General features: G+C 36.4%; 14 protein-coding genes and 19 tRNA genes. All 33 read left to right on the top strand.

What is annotated here, in order from left to right:
* Nucleotides 1–22 precede the first annotated feature (22 nt).
* The 33 genes from BCR23_RS04215 to BCR23_RS04055 all read left to right on the top strand — a co-directional run bounded on the left by BCR23_RS04215 (nucleotide 23) and on the right by BCR23_RS04055 (nucleotide 18,487).
* Nucleotides 23–96: transfer RNA gene (locus BCR23_RS04215), tRNA-Arg, on the top strand.
* A gap of 10 nt (nucleotides 97–106) precedes the next feature.
* Nucleotides 107–180, top strand: a tRNA-Pro gene (locus BCR23_RS04210).
* 10 nt (nucleotides 181–190) lie between these two features.
* Nucleotides 191–263: transfer RNA gene (locus BCR23_RS04205), tRNA-Ala, on the top strand.
* Between the two features lie 17 nt (nucleotides 264–280).
* A tRNA-Met gene (locus tag BCR23_RS04200) sits at nucleotides 281–354 on the top strand.
* Between the two features lie 18 nt (nucleotides 355–372).
* Nucleotides 373–446, top strand: a tRNA-Ile gene (locus BCR23_RS04195).
* Nucleotides 447–482: 36 nt separating this feature from the next.
* Nucleotides 483–572: transfer RNA gene (locus BCR23_RS04190), tRNA-Ser, on the top strand.
* 60 nt (nucleotides 573–632) lie between these two features.
* Nucleotides 633–706 (top strand) — tRNA-Met (locus BCR23_RS04185).
* A gap of 49 nt (nucleotides 707–755) precedes the next feature.
* Nucleotides 756–829: transfer RNA gene (locus BCR23_RS04180), tRNA-Asp, on the top strand.
* A 15-nt stretch (nucleotides 830–844) separates the two neighbouring features.
* A tRNA-Gly gene (locus BCR23_RS04175) sits at nucleotides 845–915 on the top strand.
* A 4-nt stretch (nucleotides 916–919) separates the two neighbouring features.
* Nucleotides 920–993: transfer RNA gene (locus BCR23_RS04170), tRNA-Ile, on the top strand.
* Between the two features lie 21 nt (nucleotides 994–1,014).
* A tRNA-Ser gene (locus tag BCR23_RS04165) sits at nucleotides 1,015–1,102 on the top strand.
* A 9-nt stretch (nucleotides 1,103–1,111) separates the two neighbouring features.
* Nucleotides 1,112–1,183, top strand: a tRNA-Glu gene (locus BCR23_RS04160).
* Between the two features lie 21 nt (nucleotides 1,184–1,204).
* A tRNA-Ser gene (locus tag BCR23_RS04155) sits at nucleotides 1,205–1,294 on the top strand.
* 60 nt (nucleotides 1,295–1,354) lie between these two features.
* A tRNA-Met gene (locus BCR23_RS04150) sits at nucleotides 1,355–1,428 on the top strand.
* 49 nt (nucleotides 1,429–1,477) lie between these two features.
* Nucleotides 1,478–1,551 (top strand) — tRNA-Asp (locus BCR23_RS04145).
* 15 nt (nucleotides 1,552–1,566) lie between these two features.
* A tRNA-Phe gene (locus BCR23_RS04140) sits at nucleotides 1,567–1,639 on the top strand.
* Nucleotides 1,640–1,656: 17 nt separating this feature from the next.
* Nucleotides 1,657–1,727, top strand: a tRNA-Gly gene (locus tag BCR23_RS04135).
* 12 nt (nucleotides 1,728–1,739) lie between these two features.
* A tRNA-Ile gene (locus tag BCR23_RS04130) sits at nucleotides 1,740–1,813 on the top strand.
* 11 nt (nucleotides 1,814–1,824) lie between these two features.
* Nucleotides 1,825–1,896: transfer RNA gene (locus tag BCR23_RS04125), tRNA-Glu, on the top strand.
* A gap of 243 nt (nucleotides 1,897–2,139) precedes the next feature.
* A complete protein-coding gene (licT, locus tag BCR23_RS04120; RefSeq protein ID WP_069634246.1) occupies nucleotides 2,140–2,979 on the top strand; it encodes a BglG family transcription antiterminator LicT in 840 nt (279 codons plus the stop codon).
* Nucleotides 2,980–3,135: 156 nt separating this feature from the next.
* A complete protein-coding gene (locus BCR23_RS04115; protein ID WP_069634244.1) occupies nucleotides 3,136–5,034 on the top strand; it encodes a beta-glucoside-specific PTS transporter subunit IIABC in 1,899 nt (632 codons plus the stop codon).
* A gap of 68 nt (nucleotides 5,035–5,102) precedes the next feature.
* Complete coding sequence (locus BCR23_RS04110; protein ID WP_069634243.1) at nucleotides 5,103–6,536, top strand: 6-phospho-beta-glucosidase; 1,434 nt, start codon at nucleotides 5,103–5,105, stop codon at nucleotides 6,534–6,536.
* A gap of 17 nt (nucleotides 6,537–6,553) precedes the next feature.
* Complete coding sequence (locus BCR23_RS04105) at nucleotides 6,554–7,381, top strand: histidine phosphatase family protein (RefSeq protein ID WP_069634242.1); 828 nt, start codon at nucleotides 6,554–6,556, stop codon at nucleotides 7,379–7,381.
* A gap of 127 nt (nucleotides 7,382–7,508) precedes the next feature.
* Nucleotides 7,509–8,270 carry a tyrosine-protein phosphatase gene (locus BCR23_RS04100; RefSeq protein ID WP_069634241.1) on the top strand — a complete coding sequence of 254 codons (762 nt, stop codon included), beginning with the start codon at nucleotides 7,509–7,511 and terminating at the stop codon, nucleotides 8,268–8,270.
* Between the two features lie 26 nt (nucleotides 8,271–8,296).
* On the top strand, nucleotides 8,297–8,779 hold the full coding sequence (locus BCR23_RS04095; protein ID WP_069634240.1) for a nucleoside deaminase: 483 nt from the start codon (nucleotides 8,297–8,299) through the stop codon (nucleotides 8,777–8,779).
* A gap of 322 nt (nucleotides 8,780–9,101) precedes the next feature.
* Complete coding sequence (locus BCR23_RS04090) at nucleotides 9,102–9,419, top strand: cupin domain-containing protein (RefSeq protein ID WP_069634239.1); 318 nt, start codon at nucleotides 9,102–9,104, stop codon at nucleotides 9,417–9,419.
* A 22-nt stretch (nucleotides 9,420–9,441) separates the two neighbouring features.
* Nucleotides 9,442–11,079 (top strand): peptide ABC transporter substrate-binding protein, encoded by a 1,638-nt coding sequence (locus BCR23_RS04085; RefSeq protein ID WP_069634238.1) that lies wholly within the window; start codon nucleotides 9,442–9,444, stop codon nucleotides 11,077–11,079.
* Nucleotides 11,080–11,246: 167 nt separating this feature from the next.
* Complete coding sequence (locus BCR23_RS04080; RefSeq protein WP_069634237.1) at nucleotides 11,247–11,963, top strand: DUF1003 domain-containing protein; 717 nt, start codon at nucleotides 11,247–11,249, stop codon at nucleotides 11,961–11,963.
* A 10-nt stretch (nucleotides 11,964–11,973) separates the two neighbouring features.
* On the top strand, nucleotides 11,974–12,126 hold the full coding sequence (locus BCR23_RS14595; protein WP_141706687.1) for a GrpB family protein: 153 nt from the start codon (nucleotides 11,974–11,976) through the stop codon (nucleotides 12,124–12,126).
* Nucleotides 12,127–12,135: 9 nt separating this feature from the next.
* Nucleotides 12,136–12,576, top strand: coding sequence for a GNAT family N-acetyltransferase (locus BCR23_RS04075; RefSeq protein WP_069634236.1), 441 nt, complete (start codon nucleotides 12,136–12,138; stop codon nucleotides 12,574–12,576).
* A gap of 365 nt (nucleotides 12,577–12,941) precedes the next feature.
* Nucleotides 12,942–13,373, top strand: a complete 432-nt coding sequence (locus BCR23_RS04070; RefSeq protein WP_069634235.1) for a hypothetical protein — start codon at nucleotides 12,942–12,944, stop codon at nucleotides 13,371–13,373.
* Between the two features lie 660 nt (nucleotides 13,374–14,033).
* Complete coding sequence (locus tag BCR23_RS04065; RefSeq protein ID WP_069634234.1) at nucleotides 14,034–14,720, top strand: winged helix-turn-helix domain-containing protein; 687 nt, start codon at nucleotides 14,034–14,036, stop codon at nucleotides 14,718–14,720.
* A gap of 335 nt (nucleotides 14,721–15,055) precedes the next feature.
* Nucleotides 15,056–18,487, top strand: a complete 3,432-nt coding sequence (locus tag BCR23_RS04055; RefSeq protein ID WP_069634232.1) for an isopeptide-forming domain-containing fimbrial protein — start codon at nucleotides 15,056–15,058, stop codon at nucleotides 18,485–18,487.
* Nucleotides 18,488–18,498 lie beyond the last annotated feature (11 nt).

The raw sequence follows: 18,498 nt of genomic DNA, 5'->3' as shown, positions 1-18,498 counted from the left end.
GGTCCTCGGCATTAGTAATGTAGCACCCATAGCTCAACTGGATAGAGTGTTTGACTACGAATCAAAAGGTTAGGGGTTCGACTCCCTTTGGGTGCATTTGTAAATACGGGAAGTAGCTCAGCTTGGTAGAGCACTTGGTTTGGGACCAAGGGGTCGCAGGTTCGAATCCTGTCTTCCCGATTTATGTTGTGGGGCCTTAGCTCAGCTGGGAGAGCGCCTGCTTTGCACGCAGGAGGTCAGCGGTTCGATCCCGCTAGGCTCCATAGTAATTTATTATTTCCGCGGTGTAGCTCAGCTGGCTAGAGCGTCCGGTTCATACCCGGGAGGTCGGGGGTTCGATCCCCTCCGCCGCGATTACTTTTTTTAGAGCCTGGACCTTTAGCTCAGTTGGTTAGAGCAGACGGCTCATAACCGTCCGGTCGTAGGTTCGAGTCCTACAAGGTCCATTGTAGTGACGTTTTATCTAATAACACTTTTATTTCGGAGGATTACCCAAGTCCGGCTGAAGGGAACGGTCTTGAAAACCGTCAGGCGGGTAAAACCGTGCAAGGGTTCGAATCCCTTATCCTCCTTACAAAGTTCCTAAATGGAATCTTGTTTCTTTCTCTATAAGCTTACTTATAGAATATTATCGCGGGGTGGAGCAGTCAGGTAGCTCGTCGGGCTCATAACCCGAAGGTCGTAGGTTCAAATCCTGCCCCCGCAATTGCTTTTAAATAAGCAAAAAGTTATTAGTGACGCAACACAATAACGATGGTTTGGTAGTTCAGCTGGTTAGAATGCCTGCCTGTCACGCAGGAGGTCGCGGGTTCGAGTCCCGTCCAGACCGTTTTAAATTAATTTTGCGGGTGTAGTTTAGTGGTAAAACCACAGCCTTCCAAGCTGTTGTCGCGAGTTCGATTCTCGTCACCCGCTTTATGGGCCTATAGCTCAGCTGGTTAGAGCGCACGCCTGATAAGCGTGAGGTCGATGGTTCGAGTCCATTTAGGCCCATTTATCTATTATTATTTTCTTGGGGAAGTACTCAAGTGGCTGAAGAGGCGCCCCTGCTAAGGGTGTAGGTCGGGAAACCGGCGCGAGGGTTCAAATCCCTCCTTCTCCGTTTCATAGCGGCCCGTTGGTCAAGCGGTTAAGACACCGCCCTTTCACGGCGGTATCACGGGTTCGATTCCCGTACGGGTCATGTTTCATTAATTTTAATTTCGGAGGATTACCCAAGTCCGGCTGAAGGGAACGGTCTTGAAAACCGTCAGGCGGGTAAAACCGTGCAAGGGTTCGAATCCCTTATCCTCCTTACAAAGTTCCTAAATGGAATCTTGTTTCTTTCTCTATAAGCTTACTTATAGAATATTATCGCGGGGTGGAGCAGTCAGGTAGCTCGTCGGGCTCATAACCCGAAGGTCGTAGGTTCAAATCCTGCCCCCGCAATTGCTTTTAAATAAGCAAAAAGTTATTAGTGACGCAACACAATAACGATGGTTTGGTAGTTCAGCTGGTTAGAATGCCTGCCTGTCACGCAGGAGGTCGCGGGTTCGAGTCCCGTCCAGACCGTTTAAATTAATTTTTGGCGCAGTAGCTCAGTTGGTAGAGCAACGGATTGAAGCTCCGTGTGTCGGCAGTTCGATTCTGTCTTGCGCCATTTGAAAGAAGAAACATGCGGGTGTAGTTTAGTGGTAAAACCACAGCCTTCCAAGCTGTTGTCGCGAGTTCGATTCTCGTCACCCGCTTTTTTTCTTTAAGGGCCTATAGCTCAGCTGGTTAGAGCGCACGCCTGATAAGCGTGAGGTCGATGGTTCGAGTCCATTTAGGCCCATAATTTTAAAAGGCCCGTTGGTCAAGCGGTTAAGACACCGCCCTTTCACGGCGGTATCACGGGTTCGATTCCCGTACGGGTCATGTTTACAAAACATTTAGCTTATTGCCAAATGTTTTTTTTTTCGTTTTTATGAAAACGTTGACATTCTTTGTGTAATGGGGTATTCTATGTTTGTAAACAACAAGTGAATACTGGATAGTGATTGTTTAATTACAAGCTAAACCTAATTTTTCCAAAGTGGAGGAGTATCTTCTTTTTTGGAAAGGTTGGGTTTTTCTTTTTTACAATTAAAAGGAGTAAAACGTGAAGAAGGGAGTGAAAAAATGATTATTCAAAAAATTTTGAATAATAATGTTGTGATTACGTTGGATGTGAATAAAGAAGAACAAATTGTGATGGGACGTGGTATTGCATTTAAAAGAAAAATAGGAGATATCATACCTGAAGATCAGGTAGATCAAGTATTTCGTTTAGCAAATCAGGACACTTCTTTAAAATTTCAAGAGTTGCTAGGAGAGTTACCTTTAGAAGTAATGCAATTGTCTGATGAGATCATCAAGTACGCTAAAACTAAACTTAGTAAAAAGCTAAACGACACTATCTTTATTTCCTTAACAGATCATCTTCATACCGCTTTAGAGCGAATGAGGCAGGGAATTAAAGTTAAGAACTTTTTATTATGGGATATCAAACGTTTTTTTTCAGATGAATATTTTGTTGGTAATAAAGCTTTAGAAATGGTGAATGAGAAATTTGGTGTTATGTTACCAGAAGATGAAGCGGGATTTATTGCTCTACATTTAGTTAATGCCGAGATGGATGAAGAAGTAGGCGATATTTATGAATTGACCAAGATGATGCAAGAAATTACGAATATTGTTAAGTATCATTTTAAAGTTACGTTTAATGAAGATTCCGTTTATTTTTATCGTTTTAGTACTCATTTAAAATTTTTTGCTTATCGTTTATTGAATCATAAAGAATTTCATCATGAAGAAGATGGAGAATTATACGAAGTGATTAAAAAAAAATATTCCAATGCATATAATTGTGTAAATAAAATTGCTGATTTTTTAACTAAAAATTATCACTACACTGTTTCAAAAGAAGAAAAGATGTATTTAATTATTCATATTGCAAGAGTCATACAGACAAACAGCTAGTAAGATTATTAAATCTTAGAATAGAATGCAAACAAAATAGTTAGGAAAGGTGGAGCGTTATTGTAAGACAGAAAGATCGTTTGGATAGTGACATTAAGTTGGCTAAACCTTCAAAAGTATTGTGATTAAAAAACTAAACTTTGGAGGAACAAAAAAATGGGAAAATATCATGATTTAGCACAGAAAATTGTTAACAATGTAGGTGGAAAAGAAAATATTAATAGTTTAACACACTGCATTACTCGTTTACGTTTTAAATTGAAAGATGAATCAAAAGCAAATGATGATGTACTGAAAAATATGGACGGTGTTGTTACTGTGATGAAAAGCGGCGGACAATATCAAGTAGTAATCGGGAATCATGTGCCTGCAGTTTATGAAGAAGTTATAGGAATTGCTGGACTTTCTGCAGATACAGAACAGGAATCATCTGGTGGGAATATTTTCAATCGTTTAATTGACATCTTAAGTGGATGTTTCCAACCCTTTCTTGGTGCTTTAGCAGCTGCTGGGATGGTAAAAGGTTTAAATGCTCTGCTAGTTTTCTTGAAATTATATTCAGCTACTTCTGGAACTTATACAATGTTAAATGGCATTGGCGATGCAATCTTTTACTTTATGCCTGTGATTCTTGGTTATACTGCTGCCAGAAAGTTCAACCTGAACCCAATGGTTGGTATCGTTATTGGAGCTGCTTTGTGTTATCCAACGGTGCAAGGAAGTGCGCTGCAAGCTACCTTTGAAAAAACTGCGGGTGCAGGTGCAGCAGCACCATATAGCTTGTTAGGGTTGCCTGCTTACGATACGTTTTTAGGTATTCCATGGGTAGGTGCTGGATATACAAGTAGTGTTGTTCCAATCATATTCATTGTTGCTTTTGCAGCGAAAGTTCAAAAATTGTTCAAAAAAATTATTCCTGAAGTTGTTCAAACGTTCTTAGTACCATTTTTTGTACTATTGATTGCATTACCAGTTGGGTTCTTAGTTATTGGTCCAATCATCAGTATGCTGACAGATCTTCTAAGTGCAGGGTTCCAATCTTTGATGGGCTTCTCACCAGCATTGTATGGCTTAATCCTTGGGTTCTTCTGGCAAGTTTTAGTTATTTTTGGTTTACACTGGAGTGTTGTGCCCCTTGCAATCATGCAAATTACACAAGAAGGGTTCAGCCAAGTATTAGTAGGTTCGTTTGCAGCTAGTTTTGCTCAAACTGCGGTAGTTATGGCTATGTTCTTCAAATTGAAAGACAAAAAAATCAAAGCGTTATGTCCGCCAGCTATTATTTCAGGTATCTTTGGTGTAACTGAACCTGCGATTTATGGAATTACATTACCTAAAAAAACACCATTCATTTTTTCAATGATCGGTGCAGCAATTGGTGGTTTGTACTTGATGATTAACCAGGTTACTTCTTATACAATGGGTGGTTTGGGAATCTTTGGCGTTTTAAACTTTATCAATGGTGATGATGCAAGCGGAGTGATGCATTCTTTTGTGGCAATTTTGATTGCTATGACTATTGGGTTTACACTAACATTCTTCTTTTGGAAAGATAACACAGTTGCAGAAACAACTAAAAATGACAAGGCTCAAAAAGCAATAAAAGAAGCTGTTTTAAGTCCAGTAAAAGGTCGTGTCTTACCTTTAAGCAAGGCAAGTGATCAAGCATTTGCTCAAGGAGCGCTAGGCAAAGGAGTGTTGATTGAGCCAACAGAGGGTGTTGTAAGAGCACCGTTTGATGGGACTGTAATGACTCTATTCCCAACCTTACATGCTATTGGTTTGATTTCTGATCAAGGGATGGAATTATTGATTCATATCGGTATGGATACAGTTCAGTTAGAAGGTAAAGGATTTGAAGGTAAAGTCGCACAAGGAGACAAAGTGAAAAAAGGACAAGTTCTAGTTACTTTTGATATCGATGGAATAAAAGAAGCTGGTTATAGTGTAGAAACGCCAGTCATTGTTACAAACACTGGGGATTATCTAGATATTGTAGAAACTCAAGATCGTGAAGTAACATCAAATGATACATTAATTACTGGTTTAGCTTAAAGAAAAGGAGCTTGCAGCAGAAATTTGTATGTTTTGCTGCAAGCTTTATAAGAGAGAGGAATTTTGATATGTCATTTAGAAAAGATTTTTTATGGGGCGGCGCAACGGCAGCCAATCAATGTGAAGGCGCCTATAACGAAGGCGGACGTGGCTTAGCCAATGTAGATTTAGCACCAGTTGGACCAGATCGTTTTCCAGTAATTACTGGAGAGAGAAAAATGTTTGCTTTTGATGAGGAACATTTCTACCCAGCTCAAAATGCCATCGATATGTATCACCGCTACAAAGAAGATATTGCTTTATTCGGTGAAATGGGTTTTAAAACCTATCGTTTGTCAATTGCCTGGAGCCGTATTTTCCCTCTAGGAGACGAAACAGAGCCGAATGAAGACGGATTGAAGTTCTATGAGGATTTGTTCAAAGAATGCCGTAAACACGATATTGAGCCCCTTGTAACGATCACTCACTTTGATTGTCCGATGCATCTTGTTGAAAAGTATGGGGCATGGCGCAGTCGTGAATTGGTTGGTTTTTATGAAAACCTATGCCGCGTGATCTTCAATCGTTATAAAGGCTTAGTTAAATACTGGTTGACGTTCAATGAAATTAATATGATCCTACACGCACCTTTTATGGGAGCAGGTCTTTATTTTGAAGAAGGTGAAAATAAAGAACAAGTTAAATATCAAGCAGCCCATCACGAGTTATTAGCGAGTGCTGTCGCGACAAAAATAGCGCATGAAGTGGATCCGGAAAACCAAGTAGGTTGTATGTTAGCCGCGGGGACAAACTATGCATATACATGTAAACCAGAAGACGTTTGGGCCGCTCGTCAAGCGGATCGTGAAAATTTCTTTTTCATTGATGTACAATCTCGAGGAGAGTACCCAGCCTATGCATTGAAAAAATTGGAACGTGAAGGCATCGAATTACCCATTGAAGAGGGTGATTTAGAGTTATTAAAAGAACATACAGTAGACTTTATTTCATTTTCTTACTACTCTTCAAGAGTACAATCAACAGATCCAGCAGTGAATGAACAAACGGCTGGCAACATTTTCGCCTCTGTGAAGAATCCTTATTTAGAAGCGAGTGAATGGGGCTGGCAGATTGATCCATTAGGCTTACGGACAACAATGAATGAGTTGTATGACCGTTACCAAAAACCATTATTCATTGTAGAAAACGGCTTAGGAGCAGTGGATACACCAGACGAAAATGGACAAGTGATTGATGATTACCGTATCGAATATTTGGCAGCGCACATTCAGGCTATGAAAGATGCGGTAGAGCTTGATGGCGTAGATTTATTAGGATACACCACATGGGGCTGTATCGATCTAGTCTCAGCTGGAACTGGAGAAATGAAAAAACGCTATGGTTTCATCTATGTCGATCGTGATAATGAAGGAAATGGTACGTTAAAACGCTCGAAGAAAAAATCATTTGACTGGTATAAAAAAGTTATTGCGACAAATGGGGAAGATTTAGCGAATTCATAAGAAGGGGATGTAATTTAATGAAAAAAGTAGTAAAACTGTTAGGAGTTTTAATACTAGGTTTGTTAGTAGTTTCTGGATGTGGGAATGGAAATCAAAAAAACGCTGCATCCGTCACGAAAAAAACACCTGAAGAATTAACATTCTACATTGTTCGTCATGGGAAAACAATGTTAAATACAACAGATCGTGTTCAAGGATGGTCAGATGCCGTTTTAACAAAAGCTGGTGAAGAAGTTGTAACAGCTGCTGGTGTGGGGTTAAAAGATATTGAATTTCAAAATGTCTATAGTAGCGATAGCGGCAGAGCTATTCAAACAGCAAATTTGATTGTAAAAGAAAATAAAAAATCATCTGATTTGAAAGTTAATACAGACGAACGTTTAAGAGAATTTAACTTTGGAACTTATGAAGGTGATCTAAACCATACCATGTGGCAAGATATTGCTGATGATCAAGGGGTTACTTTGGAAGAATTTTTAAAAAATATGACGCCAGAATCATTTGCCAATAGTGTGGCCAAATTAGATGCTAAAAATGTAGAAGAAGCTAAAATTAATTGGCCGGCAGAAGACTATAAAACAATCACGACTCGGCTTAAAGCTGGACTGGATGACATCGTCGAAAAAGAAATGAAAAATGAAGGCAATGGTAATGTCTTCATTGCTTCACATGGTTTAAGTATTTCAGCATTGTTAGCGACCTTATTTGATGACTATAAGATTCCAGAAGGCGGTTTAAAAAACGCAAGTGTTTGTCTAGTTAAATATAAAGATGGTAAATATACACTGGATAAAATTAATGATTTAAGTTACGTAGAAGCGGGAAAAAAACAATTGAAGAAATAAGAGATTGAGACAGAAACCTTACGGCTTCTGTCTCAAAATTATATTCCGTATAAAAAAGAACGAAAGAAACATTTCTTAGCATTTTTTGTGTATAATAAGAACAAAAAGAAGGAAAAGGGACAAAACTATGGTAACTATTACAAATTTTCGTGACATTGGCGGTATCAAAAACAAAGAGGGCAAACAAATCAAAAAAGATGTTTTCTTAAGATCTGGGGAATTATCCAGTTTGACTAAAGAAGATGAGAATCGCTTAGAAACAACGTATCGTTTAGGGAAAATAATTGACTTAAGAAGTGAAGCGGAAGTAGAGGAAAGACCTGATATGTCTGTTCCTAAAACAGAGTATATTCATATTGATATTTTAGAAGATATTCAAGATGAAGGAGCGTCGATTGGTGACTTTGTTAAAATCGGTTCTCCAGAAAAATCTGCTTCTTATATGAAAAAACTTTATGAAGATATTGCGTTAAACTCAACATCTCAAAAAGGCTACAATCAATTTTTTGAAGAAATTTTAGCCTTGCAAAAACAAGAAAGTATTCTGTTCCATTGTTTTGCTGGTAAGGATCGCACTGGAATTGCGGCAGTATTGATTCTAGAAACATTGGGTGTCCCCAAAGAAGCTATTTACAAAGATTACTTATTAACAAATGACTTGAGAAAAAAAGAAAATGCAATGATTTTAGAACAGGCAAAGAAAGCTGAGTTAGAAGAGGCCAATTTAGAAGCCCTACATGTTGCCTTAAATGTTGACAGTAGCTATCTGGATAACTTCTACGAAACAGTCCAAAAGAATTATGGTGACGTTGATACGTATTTAAGACAAGCAATCGGTATCGATAAAGGAACAAAAGAAACCTTAAATCATCGTTTCGTTTTAGATTAAACTAATAAACAGAGGAAGGGTTCTTTATGAAAAAAGATCAGCACATTGAATTATTGAGTCGTTGCATCGAAATTTCTCAAAATGCTCGTGAACACGGTAATACGCCCTTTGGGGCATTATTAGCAGACAAAGACGGCAACATTTTGTTAGAACAGGAAAATATTGAAATCACGGAAAATATTTGTACAGGCCATGCGGAGACAACGTTAGCAGCAAAAGCATCACAAAAATACAGTAAAGAATTTTTATGGAACTGTGTGTTGTATACAACGGCAGAACCTTGCGCTATGTGCACGGGAACGATTTATTGGGGAAATATTGGAGCGATTGTTTACGCAATGACAGAGACACGATTATTGGAATTGACTGGTGACAACGAACAAAACCCGACTTTTGATTTACCATCAAAAGAAATCTTAGCTCGTGGGCAAAAAGAGATTCAAGTAATCGGACCTTTCCCAGAAGTTGAACAAGCAGCAGCAGCTGTTCATCAGGGATACTGGAGTTAATGAAACATACTAAAATTAGAAGATAAAGCCAGCGAAGGATGAGGCTGATACGAAAATCTTCAGCTACGAGAAATAAGAAGACCTTCAACTCTTAAAGCTTTAGTTTTTAGAAGTTGATAAGATCGCAGCAGTCGTCTCATCGTTTATTCGGATTTTAAGGGTCTGAGGTATAACTCCTATAGTTATACCTCAGACCCTTTTCTTTTATTACGGATGAAAAGTCAGAATTTTCAAAAATGTTATTGACTTATCTAATTGTTAAGGCAATAATAAATAAAATCACACACTAAAATAAAAAAAATAGAAGGAGCTGTTAGAAATAATGATGATTAAACCATCTTTACCTCAAGAAATGACAATCTTTTTCGATGCCGAAAATCAGCCAAATGAAAACGTTCAAATGGGTGTAGTTATTTTACAACCAGGAGAGAAACGACCGTTAGAAGGATTTGCCAGACATGATCAAGATGAATATTCTTACGTTGTTTCAGGTGAAGCACACACAATATTGGAAGATGGGCAAGATCTTGTAGGGAAGCCCGGTGACGCTCAGCTGATCGAAGCAGGAGAAGGTCATATCAACTATAATGATGGCAAAGAAGCAGCTGTTGTTGTTTGGATGTTGGTTGAACGCATATAAAATGAAATTAGGGGAGAAATGTATGAAAAAAACAATTAAAATGAGCATAGGGATAGCGCTGACGGTGACGATCGTTTCAGGATGTTCTGGTAGCAAACAAGTAAAAGACGCTCAGGAGATAAAACCATTAAACTTAATGTCACCGTCAGAATTAACGACACTGGATACGTCAGTCATGCTGGATTTTCCAGATGCAATTGTACAGACTGCAGCATTTGAAGGTTTATACGCATTAGATAACAAAGATCAGATTATTCCAGCAGCAGCGAAAGAGATGCCAACGATATCGGAAGACGGTAAAACATATACCATCAAGTTAAGAGAAGATGCTAAATGGAGCAATGATGATCCTGTAACGGCCTTTGATTTTGAATATGCTTGGAAAAAAATGATTGACCCTAAAAACGGATTCGTCTATAGTTTCTTAGTCGCTGATACAATTTTAAATGCAGAGGACATTTCTAATGGCAAAAAAACGGTAGATGAACTGGGAGTGAAAGCTCTTGATGATCAGACCTTAGAAGTAAAGTTAAAAGAAGCCAAACCATATTTCACCTCTGTTCTGGCTTTTCCAACTTTTTTCCCGCAAAATCAAAAATTTGTTGAAAAAATGGGAACAGATTATGGAACAACAAGTGAAAATGTTGTCTATAATGGTCCGTTTACCGTAGAAAATTGGAAGCAAACAGATTTAAGCTGGGATTTAAAGAGAAATGAAAAATATTGGGATCATTCAAATGTAAAATCAGATAAAATCCATTATGAAGTAGTCAAAGAAGCCTCAACAGCTTTGAATCTTTTTGAAGACGGACAATTAGATGTTGCGACAGTCACTGGAGAGTTAGCAAAACAAAATCAAAGCAATCCAGATTATCACTCATATCCAACAGCTACGATGAACTACATTCGGTTAAACCAAAAACGTAAAGACAAAGATACACCTTTAAAAAATGAAAACTTAAGAAAAGCTTTAGCATTTGGAATCGATAAAGAAAATCTAGTGAATAACATTATTGCAGATGGCTCAAAACCATTATACGGTGCAGTCACAGAAGGATTTGTAAGCAATCCTGAGACTGGTGCAGATTTCAGAAAAGATGCCGGAAAATTAATGAAGTATAACAAAGAAGAAGCGCTTATGTATTGGGAACTGGCAAAAAAAGAGTTGGGGGACAAGGTTATACTCGATTTGATGGTCACAGATGATGGCTCTTATAAAAAAATGGGTGAAAGTTTGCAAGGAAGTCTAGAAAAATTATTTTCTGGTTTAACAATTAAGGTTACAGCTTTACCAACTGAAACTGCCTTGAATCTTAGTCGGGAAAGTGACTATGATATGTTCTTGATTTATTGGACACCTGACTATCAAGACCCTATTTCCACCCTAAATATGCTACGGACAGGAAATGATCGCAATTATTCGAATACCAAGTATGACGGGTTGTTAGATGATGCTTCACAAAAATATGCCACTGATTTGAAAAAAAGATGGGAAACATTGATAGCTGCTGAAAAAGAAGGCATTGAAAACACAGCGGGTATGATTATTATCAGTCAAAATCAGCAGTCTGTATTACAAAATCCTCAAGTCAAAGGCTTAAGCTACCATACATTTGCAGCCCCACTGACATTAAAAAATGTATACAAAGAAACGGAATAATAGTGTGATGAGAATTCAACTTTCAACAATTCTTGTCATATGCTCATTTTTAGTGCTTGAAACAAAACGAGTTAATCGTTTTGTTTCAAGTTTTTTTATTCAAATCAATGTTCCAAATGCTTAGAACATAGTATGATAGAGTTAAATAGAAACAAAGGAGTAAAAAAATGACTAAAAAAAATCATGATGAAAAATTGAAACAGATGAGCTCAAAACATAATAGTGAAGTAATATTAAAAAACATAGAAGAAGAAATCCGTTCATTCATTCTTGCAGTCCGTTCAGACCTGACAAAAGAGTCAAAAATTACTTTTCAAGAGTTACTGAACTATCGTTTAGATTATATTAAGCAGATGATCTCGACAGACTCAGGAAAAATGGAGCACCTAAATGAAACAATCGTTGACAGTATTAAAGATAATAAAACGATCACTGATAAGTTAAATCCTCCAGTTAAAAAAACATTGACTACGGGACAAAAAACAGCAGATGCAATTGCTAAGTTTGGTGGTAGTTGGCCATTTATCTTCATTTTTATTGCTATATTAACCATTTGGATTATTATCAACTCCACTATGATTTTTTTTAAACCGTTTGATCCATATCCATACATTCTACTTAATCTAGCGTTATCTTGTTTAGCGGCAATTCAAGCACCAATTATCATGATGAGTCAAAATAGACAAGAAGCCAGAGATCGGGAGGAAGCTAATAATGACTATCAAATTAACTTAAAATCAGAAATAGAAGTTAATCTACTGCATGAAAAAATGGATTATTTAATTAATAGTCAATGGCAGCATTTGCTTCAAATGCAAAATATGCAAATTGAACTCTTGGGAGAATTACAAGAACAGATCAATGAACTAAACAACAAAAAATGAGCGGATTCAATTGGGCAGAAAAATAGAAGTTGTTGAATATCAAAGCCAGCCCAATCTTGTGATTGATCGTTTAATTGGAGTAACAGATATAAAAAAAGTAAATAATTATAATTCAGAGCTAAAAAAATTAGGCTATGAATGTTTAATTGGAAACGGAATTTAGGTGAAGAACATGAATTATCATCAAGCACAACAAAATGAGTATAATATACTTGTTGAGATTTGGATAAGGGCGGTCAAAAAAACGCATGATTTCTTGGAAACAGAGGATTTTCAAACTATAAAGAACGAATTACCAACTTACTTTCCCCATTTGGATGTAAAAGTCTGGACAATGAAGGAAAAGACAATCGGTTTTTCTGGAGTAGATGGAAATAAGTTAGAAATGCTTTTTCTGGATCCAGAATATATTGGTAAAGGGTACGGTAAAAAGATAGTAACGAATTTACTTGAAGAAAACCAGATTCAGTTTGTTGATGTTAATGAACAAAATCAATATGCGAAGATGTTTTATCAAGCAATGGGATTTGAAACAATTAACCGAAGTGAGGTTGATGATGCAGGACGAAACTATCCAATATTGCATTTGCAGAGAACGAAGAAAAAAAGTTAAGAAAAAAGTTTTTTTTGAATGAAGCAGTATTGTTTAATAGTTTTTGTATAAACTTTGGCAATTTAACTTTGTGGGAACAGTCATATTTTAGAATCATCGATCGTTTTTTATTATTAAAATTTTTAACGAAAAATAACTTCACTGAAATAGTGATAAAGTAAAAAAAATGGCCCCAATACCTTGTAAACACTAGGAAATGGGCTGTTTTTTTGTTTTAAAGTCTAAAAAAAATAGATATTGGAAAGAAAAAAATGACAATTATTTTTTGTTTTAATAGCATATTACTTGATATAAAAGATTGAGAGATACTATAATGAACATAAGTCAGCGGTTTTAGCTGCTTAGTTATGGGAGGAGAGAGCATTATGTTTAGTTATACGGATATGATTTTGTCGGTAATGCAAAGAGTTGAAGTCTACAATGAGATTTTTAATGCCATTTCTAAGGAAGTACAAGAGATCAGCTGTAGTCAAGCCATTAACAGAAGAGGTAAAGATATGTATTCATTTTGCCGTAGCAATGTTAATAGATTCTTTGTAGAGGAAGAAAATTTCAGGAAAAACTTAGTATTCTATGGCGAAAAAGAAGCAACAAAAATCTTGTTGGAAGGTTTAGATACCTATAAAGAAGGAATCTATTTTTGGTTGGAAGCTTTAAACGACAAGTGTGAAGTAACCGATGAAATCAAATACAAACGTGGATTGAATAGTGCTAAAAGTTCGTTTAGATTAATTAATCAAGCATGTAAAGAAGCGTGTGGAGGCATCCAAAGTGCTCACAGTGTGCATAAAATGTGAGTGTCAACTTGTATAGTAATTGAAGAACAATTTTCAATGATTATTTGTGATTTTAAAAAAATTAGTTGTAATAACTAGTGAAAAACAGTATATTATATAAAATAAATTTCAAAATTTTTGCAATTTTTTATTATTTTAAAAAACACTAAGATGATTATTCAATTCGTCTTGGTGTTTTATTGTTTTTATTGGAATAATTTTTTGATAAAGGTATTCAATTGTTGATGAAATAGTACCTTATTAATATAGAAAAGTTATTTTTTCAGAATAATACATAGTGACTGATGTAGTTCATATTCTTTTTTACGGTGCTGTTTTCCAGAAGTGAAACGAAAAAAATGTAAGCGTTGTACGATGTTTATTCACCTTACTTTTTCAAGAAAATTTACACGAATAAAATAAAAATAGTTACTTACAAATGAATAAACAGAAAGATAGAATCTCCACATAATTCTCAAATTTTTTTACTTTTTTTGAAAAATATGATAAATAAAAGATCATTTTTTTCTAGACTTAACAAATGAAATGGATTAAACTTATTTTGATTTAAAGAATATATCTGTATTATATTTATAATATATCTTTTTTTGTGTTTTTTAATGAAGTGAGTGCCGTATAGATAAAGTGATCTACGAATAAAATTATAAAGGAGAATACTATATGTACAACTTAGCATTTGTTTTGCTAGATGAAATAGATGAGCAAAAATATATAGATTCATTAAAAAGTGATCAGTTACAGGTACATCCTGTTACTAGAAATGAAGCGGCCAAAATTGAAACATATGACGGTATCGTTATTGAAGAACATCGAGCCCAAAATATTGGCGTTGTTTGTGAACTACTTATTTTATTAAAGAAAAAACATGATATGTTCATTTGGGTAATCTCAGAACGAGCAAATAAAATGAATCATATTGTCTATTTGCAACTTGGAGCAGATGGAATCATTGATAATGAATCTGATCCAGAATTATGCAAACTTCTAATAACAAATGCATTTGATAGATATAGTCGATTTAATACAAATACTGATAGGGATGTAATAAAACCTGTTGACGAATCAAAGCTCCAATTACGTCCGTGTAATTTTAGTGTTGTATTAAATGGAGAAGAGATAAACTTAACAAAATTAGAATTCAAAACAATGGAATTTTTACAAACACAGCAAGGTATTGCAGTTTCTTACGAAGATATCTATAAACATGTTTGGGAAAATCAAGGAAATGACAAACAGTATCGTGTATCAAATTTGATTTTTCATTTGAGGCAAAAAATTGAAGACGATGCGGCTCGACCAAAATACATTAAAACAGTTCGTTCAAAGGGGTATAAATTAACATTATAAAGCGATAAAGGGAACAAGTACCAAAGATGTCATGGCGGGTGCTCTGAAAATAGGTAGGCAGTGACGGTGACAAAGTTCAATTTGGTTAAGGTTTCTCTTTTTCAAGCCAATTATAGAAGCATAAACAAAAATAGAGAAAATCAGTACTCTTTTGCCAAAATCCAAATAGAGAACAGCCATTCTCTTTGGATGAGTAAACAAAAATTCAGCACTAATTTTCCCCTGCATTGTGAATGTATCAAAAAATCAAATAATTGGCAAGAAAAATGGAAATAGATTGTTCAATCTTTTAAGACAGAGGGAGCAAAAAATGGTTAGGAGAGGAGTTGAAAAATATGAAAATCGGAAAAAAGTCTTATTTTATTTTTGGATTGGTTTTATTGGTAGGGATCATCTCTGTGGTTGCATTTCTTAAAACAACACCACTAAAAGCGTCAGTAGATAAATATTCTATTGAAGCAGAAGCTGAACAAACGGATGGAAAAGTGCCAGTAACATTAAGAATAGCTGAGCAAAAATCTGAAAATTTAAGCCTTTCTTTTGAGGGATTTGATGAAGTAACAGCAAATGTCCTTTCAAAGGGTATTTCTATTGGAAACCCTGAAGAGGTAGTTATAAAAGATACTGAGGATTCTAAAGTAAAAATAATTACTACTAAGGGCAGCAAAGCTCCTTTAGAAATTAAGTTTTCTGTACACCGATCGAATCAAGCCACTGAAGGAAGAATTGTTTTGGCTAATTCATCTAAGCAAGAGTTAACTTCTAAAAAAATCACTTTCCCAGTAAATGTTAAGGGTGAGCCACAGAAAAAAGTTTCGACTTTTTCTGGTCAAACACAACCATTTCTTACAGGAAATTATCCTGGTGACAATGGCGATCCTGGACCAACAACCCAAGAAATGATTACTGCTAATAAAGCTGCAAATGATGCAATAGGGTTTGATCCAGAAGTGAATGTAAAATTTGTTAGTACGTGGGCGGAACTTAGAGCGGCCTACAATGATGCTACGGTAACCAAAATAGTATTGGAAGCCGACATTTCCAATACTAGCAATCAATCTATGAGTGATCGAAGAACATCGATTGAAATCGATGGAGCTGGACATAGCTTGCATCTAAATGCTAGAAGTTTTGAAATAAATAGCCCAACAGATGGAATTGGTTTCTTTCATATTCACGATATGCTTGCACGGCAAAATTTAAATAATGGTTTTTCTTCTGCAGGTAGGTACGCCTTTGTTAATGGTAGTAGTGGAACTGGGAATGTCGCAGGTTGGACATTTAGAACTGGAAATATCACGACAGAACCTGTAAATGGTAATAGAGTAGGCCGTTTTATTCGAGCGTACCAATCAATGGTGCAAACCTATGGCTACATGAATTTGACGACAACAGAAGAAAATTACTATGCTGGCGGAATGATAATTGAAGATAAAACGCAATGGCGAGGTATAGTAACCTATGCGAACTACTCAGCGGTATGGTTTGTAGAAAATTCAAACAATGCTGCTTCAACAAGTAAAGGCATGGAATTTACTGTAGGGAAAAATGCCCTAGTATCTTTAAAAAATGAAACAACCGGTGCTGCTTATCCAGCTGTTTATCAACATTATCGTGCGATAACAATTGGCGAAGGTTCCATCTATAACTCGAATATGCAAGGGAATTCAGTAAGATTTGATGATGTTGGTTCTTCTTTAACTGTTAAAAAAGATGCAACGGTCAATTTACTTAGCCGAGGAACTGGATCAGTTATGCAATTTAGTGCAAATGACACATCATTTAACCTAGAGCCTGGCGGCAGTGTATATATTGTTGGTTCTACAACAAGCCCGATTGTTGATATAACAAGTGGCTCTAATCGGACATTTACGATGAATTCACCAAAAGGTTTTGACATTCGTAACAAAAATACAGGTTCTACAAGTAATAGTCCCGCCGTTTCTACAACAAATATTGCTACTAATGTATTTACGATTAATGATTCTGATATTGATTTATGGACGTTAAGATCCGAATTAATGGGGCCGTCCCAACAAACGTATGCTAAGGTTGAAAAATTTTCAGCAAAAGCTAATGGCGGAGCGTCTAATGTAACAACAACAGAGCCAGGATTAGCAACGTTTGTGGCAACACAATATCGTCGAATTGCTGGTATGAATACAAACCCAGAGGTTGAATGGGTGCCTGTAACAGATGCAGATAAAACCTATAAGGCAAGGGTAAAAATCGGAATGACACCGACAGATAACTTTGATGCAGACGGTAATGTTCTTTTACAACCTGTTTATGCAGGTGCGGGTCAAGCAAAAGTAACTTATACCGATACGTATGGTGATACCCATACTGCTTCAACTGACAATCAAGGTTATGCAATGGTAACTGATACAAAGTTTAATATCACTCATAAAGAGATGAAAGCACATGCTGTCAGAGGTCCATGGATTTCTGAAATAGATCCAACGACGACAGTTTTAGATGTAACCCCTCCTGAACCGGCGATTGTCACTGGTGGAAAAGTTAGCAATGGAATGAAACAGCTGATTGGGGAGAAGGCTGAACCAAAAGCCAAAATCTATGTTGATATCAATGGTATTCGTCAAACAACTGTTGGAAAAGTTAATGAGGATGGGACATGGACATATAACTTGCCTCGTTACTTAAACGCTGGTGAAACTGTTCAAATTTTCTTAGAAGATAATGCTAGTAAAATAACGGATGTTCTTAATCCGGCAGTACCTCCTACCAATAGTGACAAGGGGAATATCAATCCAGCAACAGATTTAAAATATCGAGATGCAATCTTTAAAGCGGCAACAAAATATACAGTTGTTGATGTGATACCAGATAATCCATTAATGGAGAAAACAGTTATTTCTACAGGGGATAAAACAACACAAGTTGGTGACATTCTCACGTATACATTAACAGCAACTAATGGTAAAAATGCTACTCTGGACGCAGTGTGGAATAAAGTAACAATTAAAGACACGATTCCAGAAGGACTAAAATTTGATCCAGCAACAGCACAAGTTACTATAAACGGTAAAAGTGTAACCGAAACAGAAGATTATACGTATGATGTAACTTCTCGGCTGTTAACTGTCAAAGTTGGTAACCTGAAAGCTGGTGAGAAAGTCATCGTGACTTTTAAAACAGAGGTTCAACAATCAGCTGTTGGTAAAGTAATCAATAACGTAGCTACTGGAACTGGCTTTTCTCCAAGAGAATCGGGGGCATTCATAGAAGGTCCCGATGATCCAGATCGAGCACATGATATATTCTCAAAAGATGCGAATGTTGACAATCCAGGAGGTAGTATTTTTGGTATTTTGGAACTTGTTTCCGCACCAAAAACTATTAACTTTGGAGCAACTAAGTTTAATCCGAAAGGAACAAAAATCAATAACCCTTCATACGAGGGAGGGGATTTAATCGTGAAAGATGGCCGTGCGGTTCAAGAAACATGGACATTAAACGCTCGTTTGGAAAAAGAACTAGCCAAAGTGGATGATCCAAACACCTATATACCAAGAGCGATACGGTATGTATATCAAAATGATGAACTCACTTTAATGGGAGCATCACAACCTATTGTATCACGCAAAAATGATAATAGTGACCCATATAATGTCAGCGGCACATGGTCGCCTGATGGAGATGGTTTCAAATTAAAAGTAGATTCAGGTCAATCTGTAGATGCAGGAAAATATGAAGCAACCATCGTTTGGGAATTAGTCGCAGGTCCACCGCCAACCAATCCATAAAACTTAGGAGA

Source organism: Enterococcus quebecensis, assembly GCF_001730365.1.
In the GTDB taxonomy this organism is placed as follows: domain Bacteria; phylum Bacillota; class Bacilli; order Lactobacillales; family Enterococcaceae; genus Enterococcus_L; species Enterococcus_L quebecensis.
Note: the sequence above shows the minus strand (reverse complement) of the source record. Positions and strands in the feature narration are given on the sequence as shown.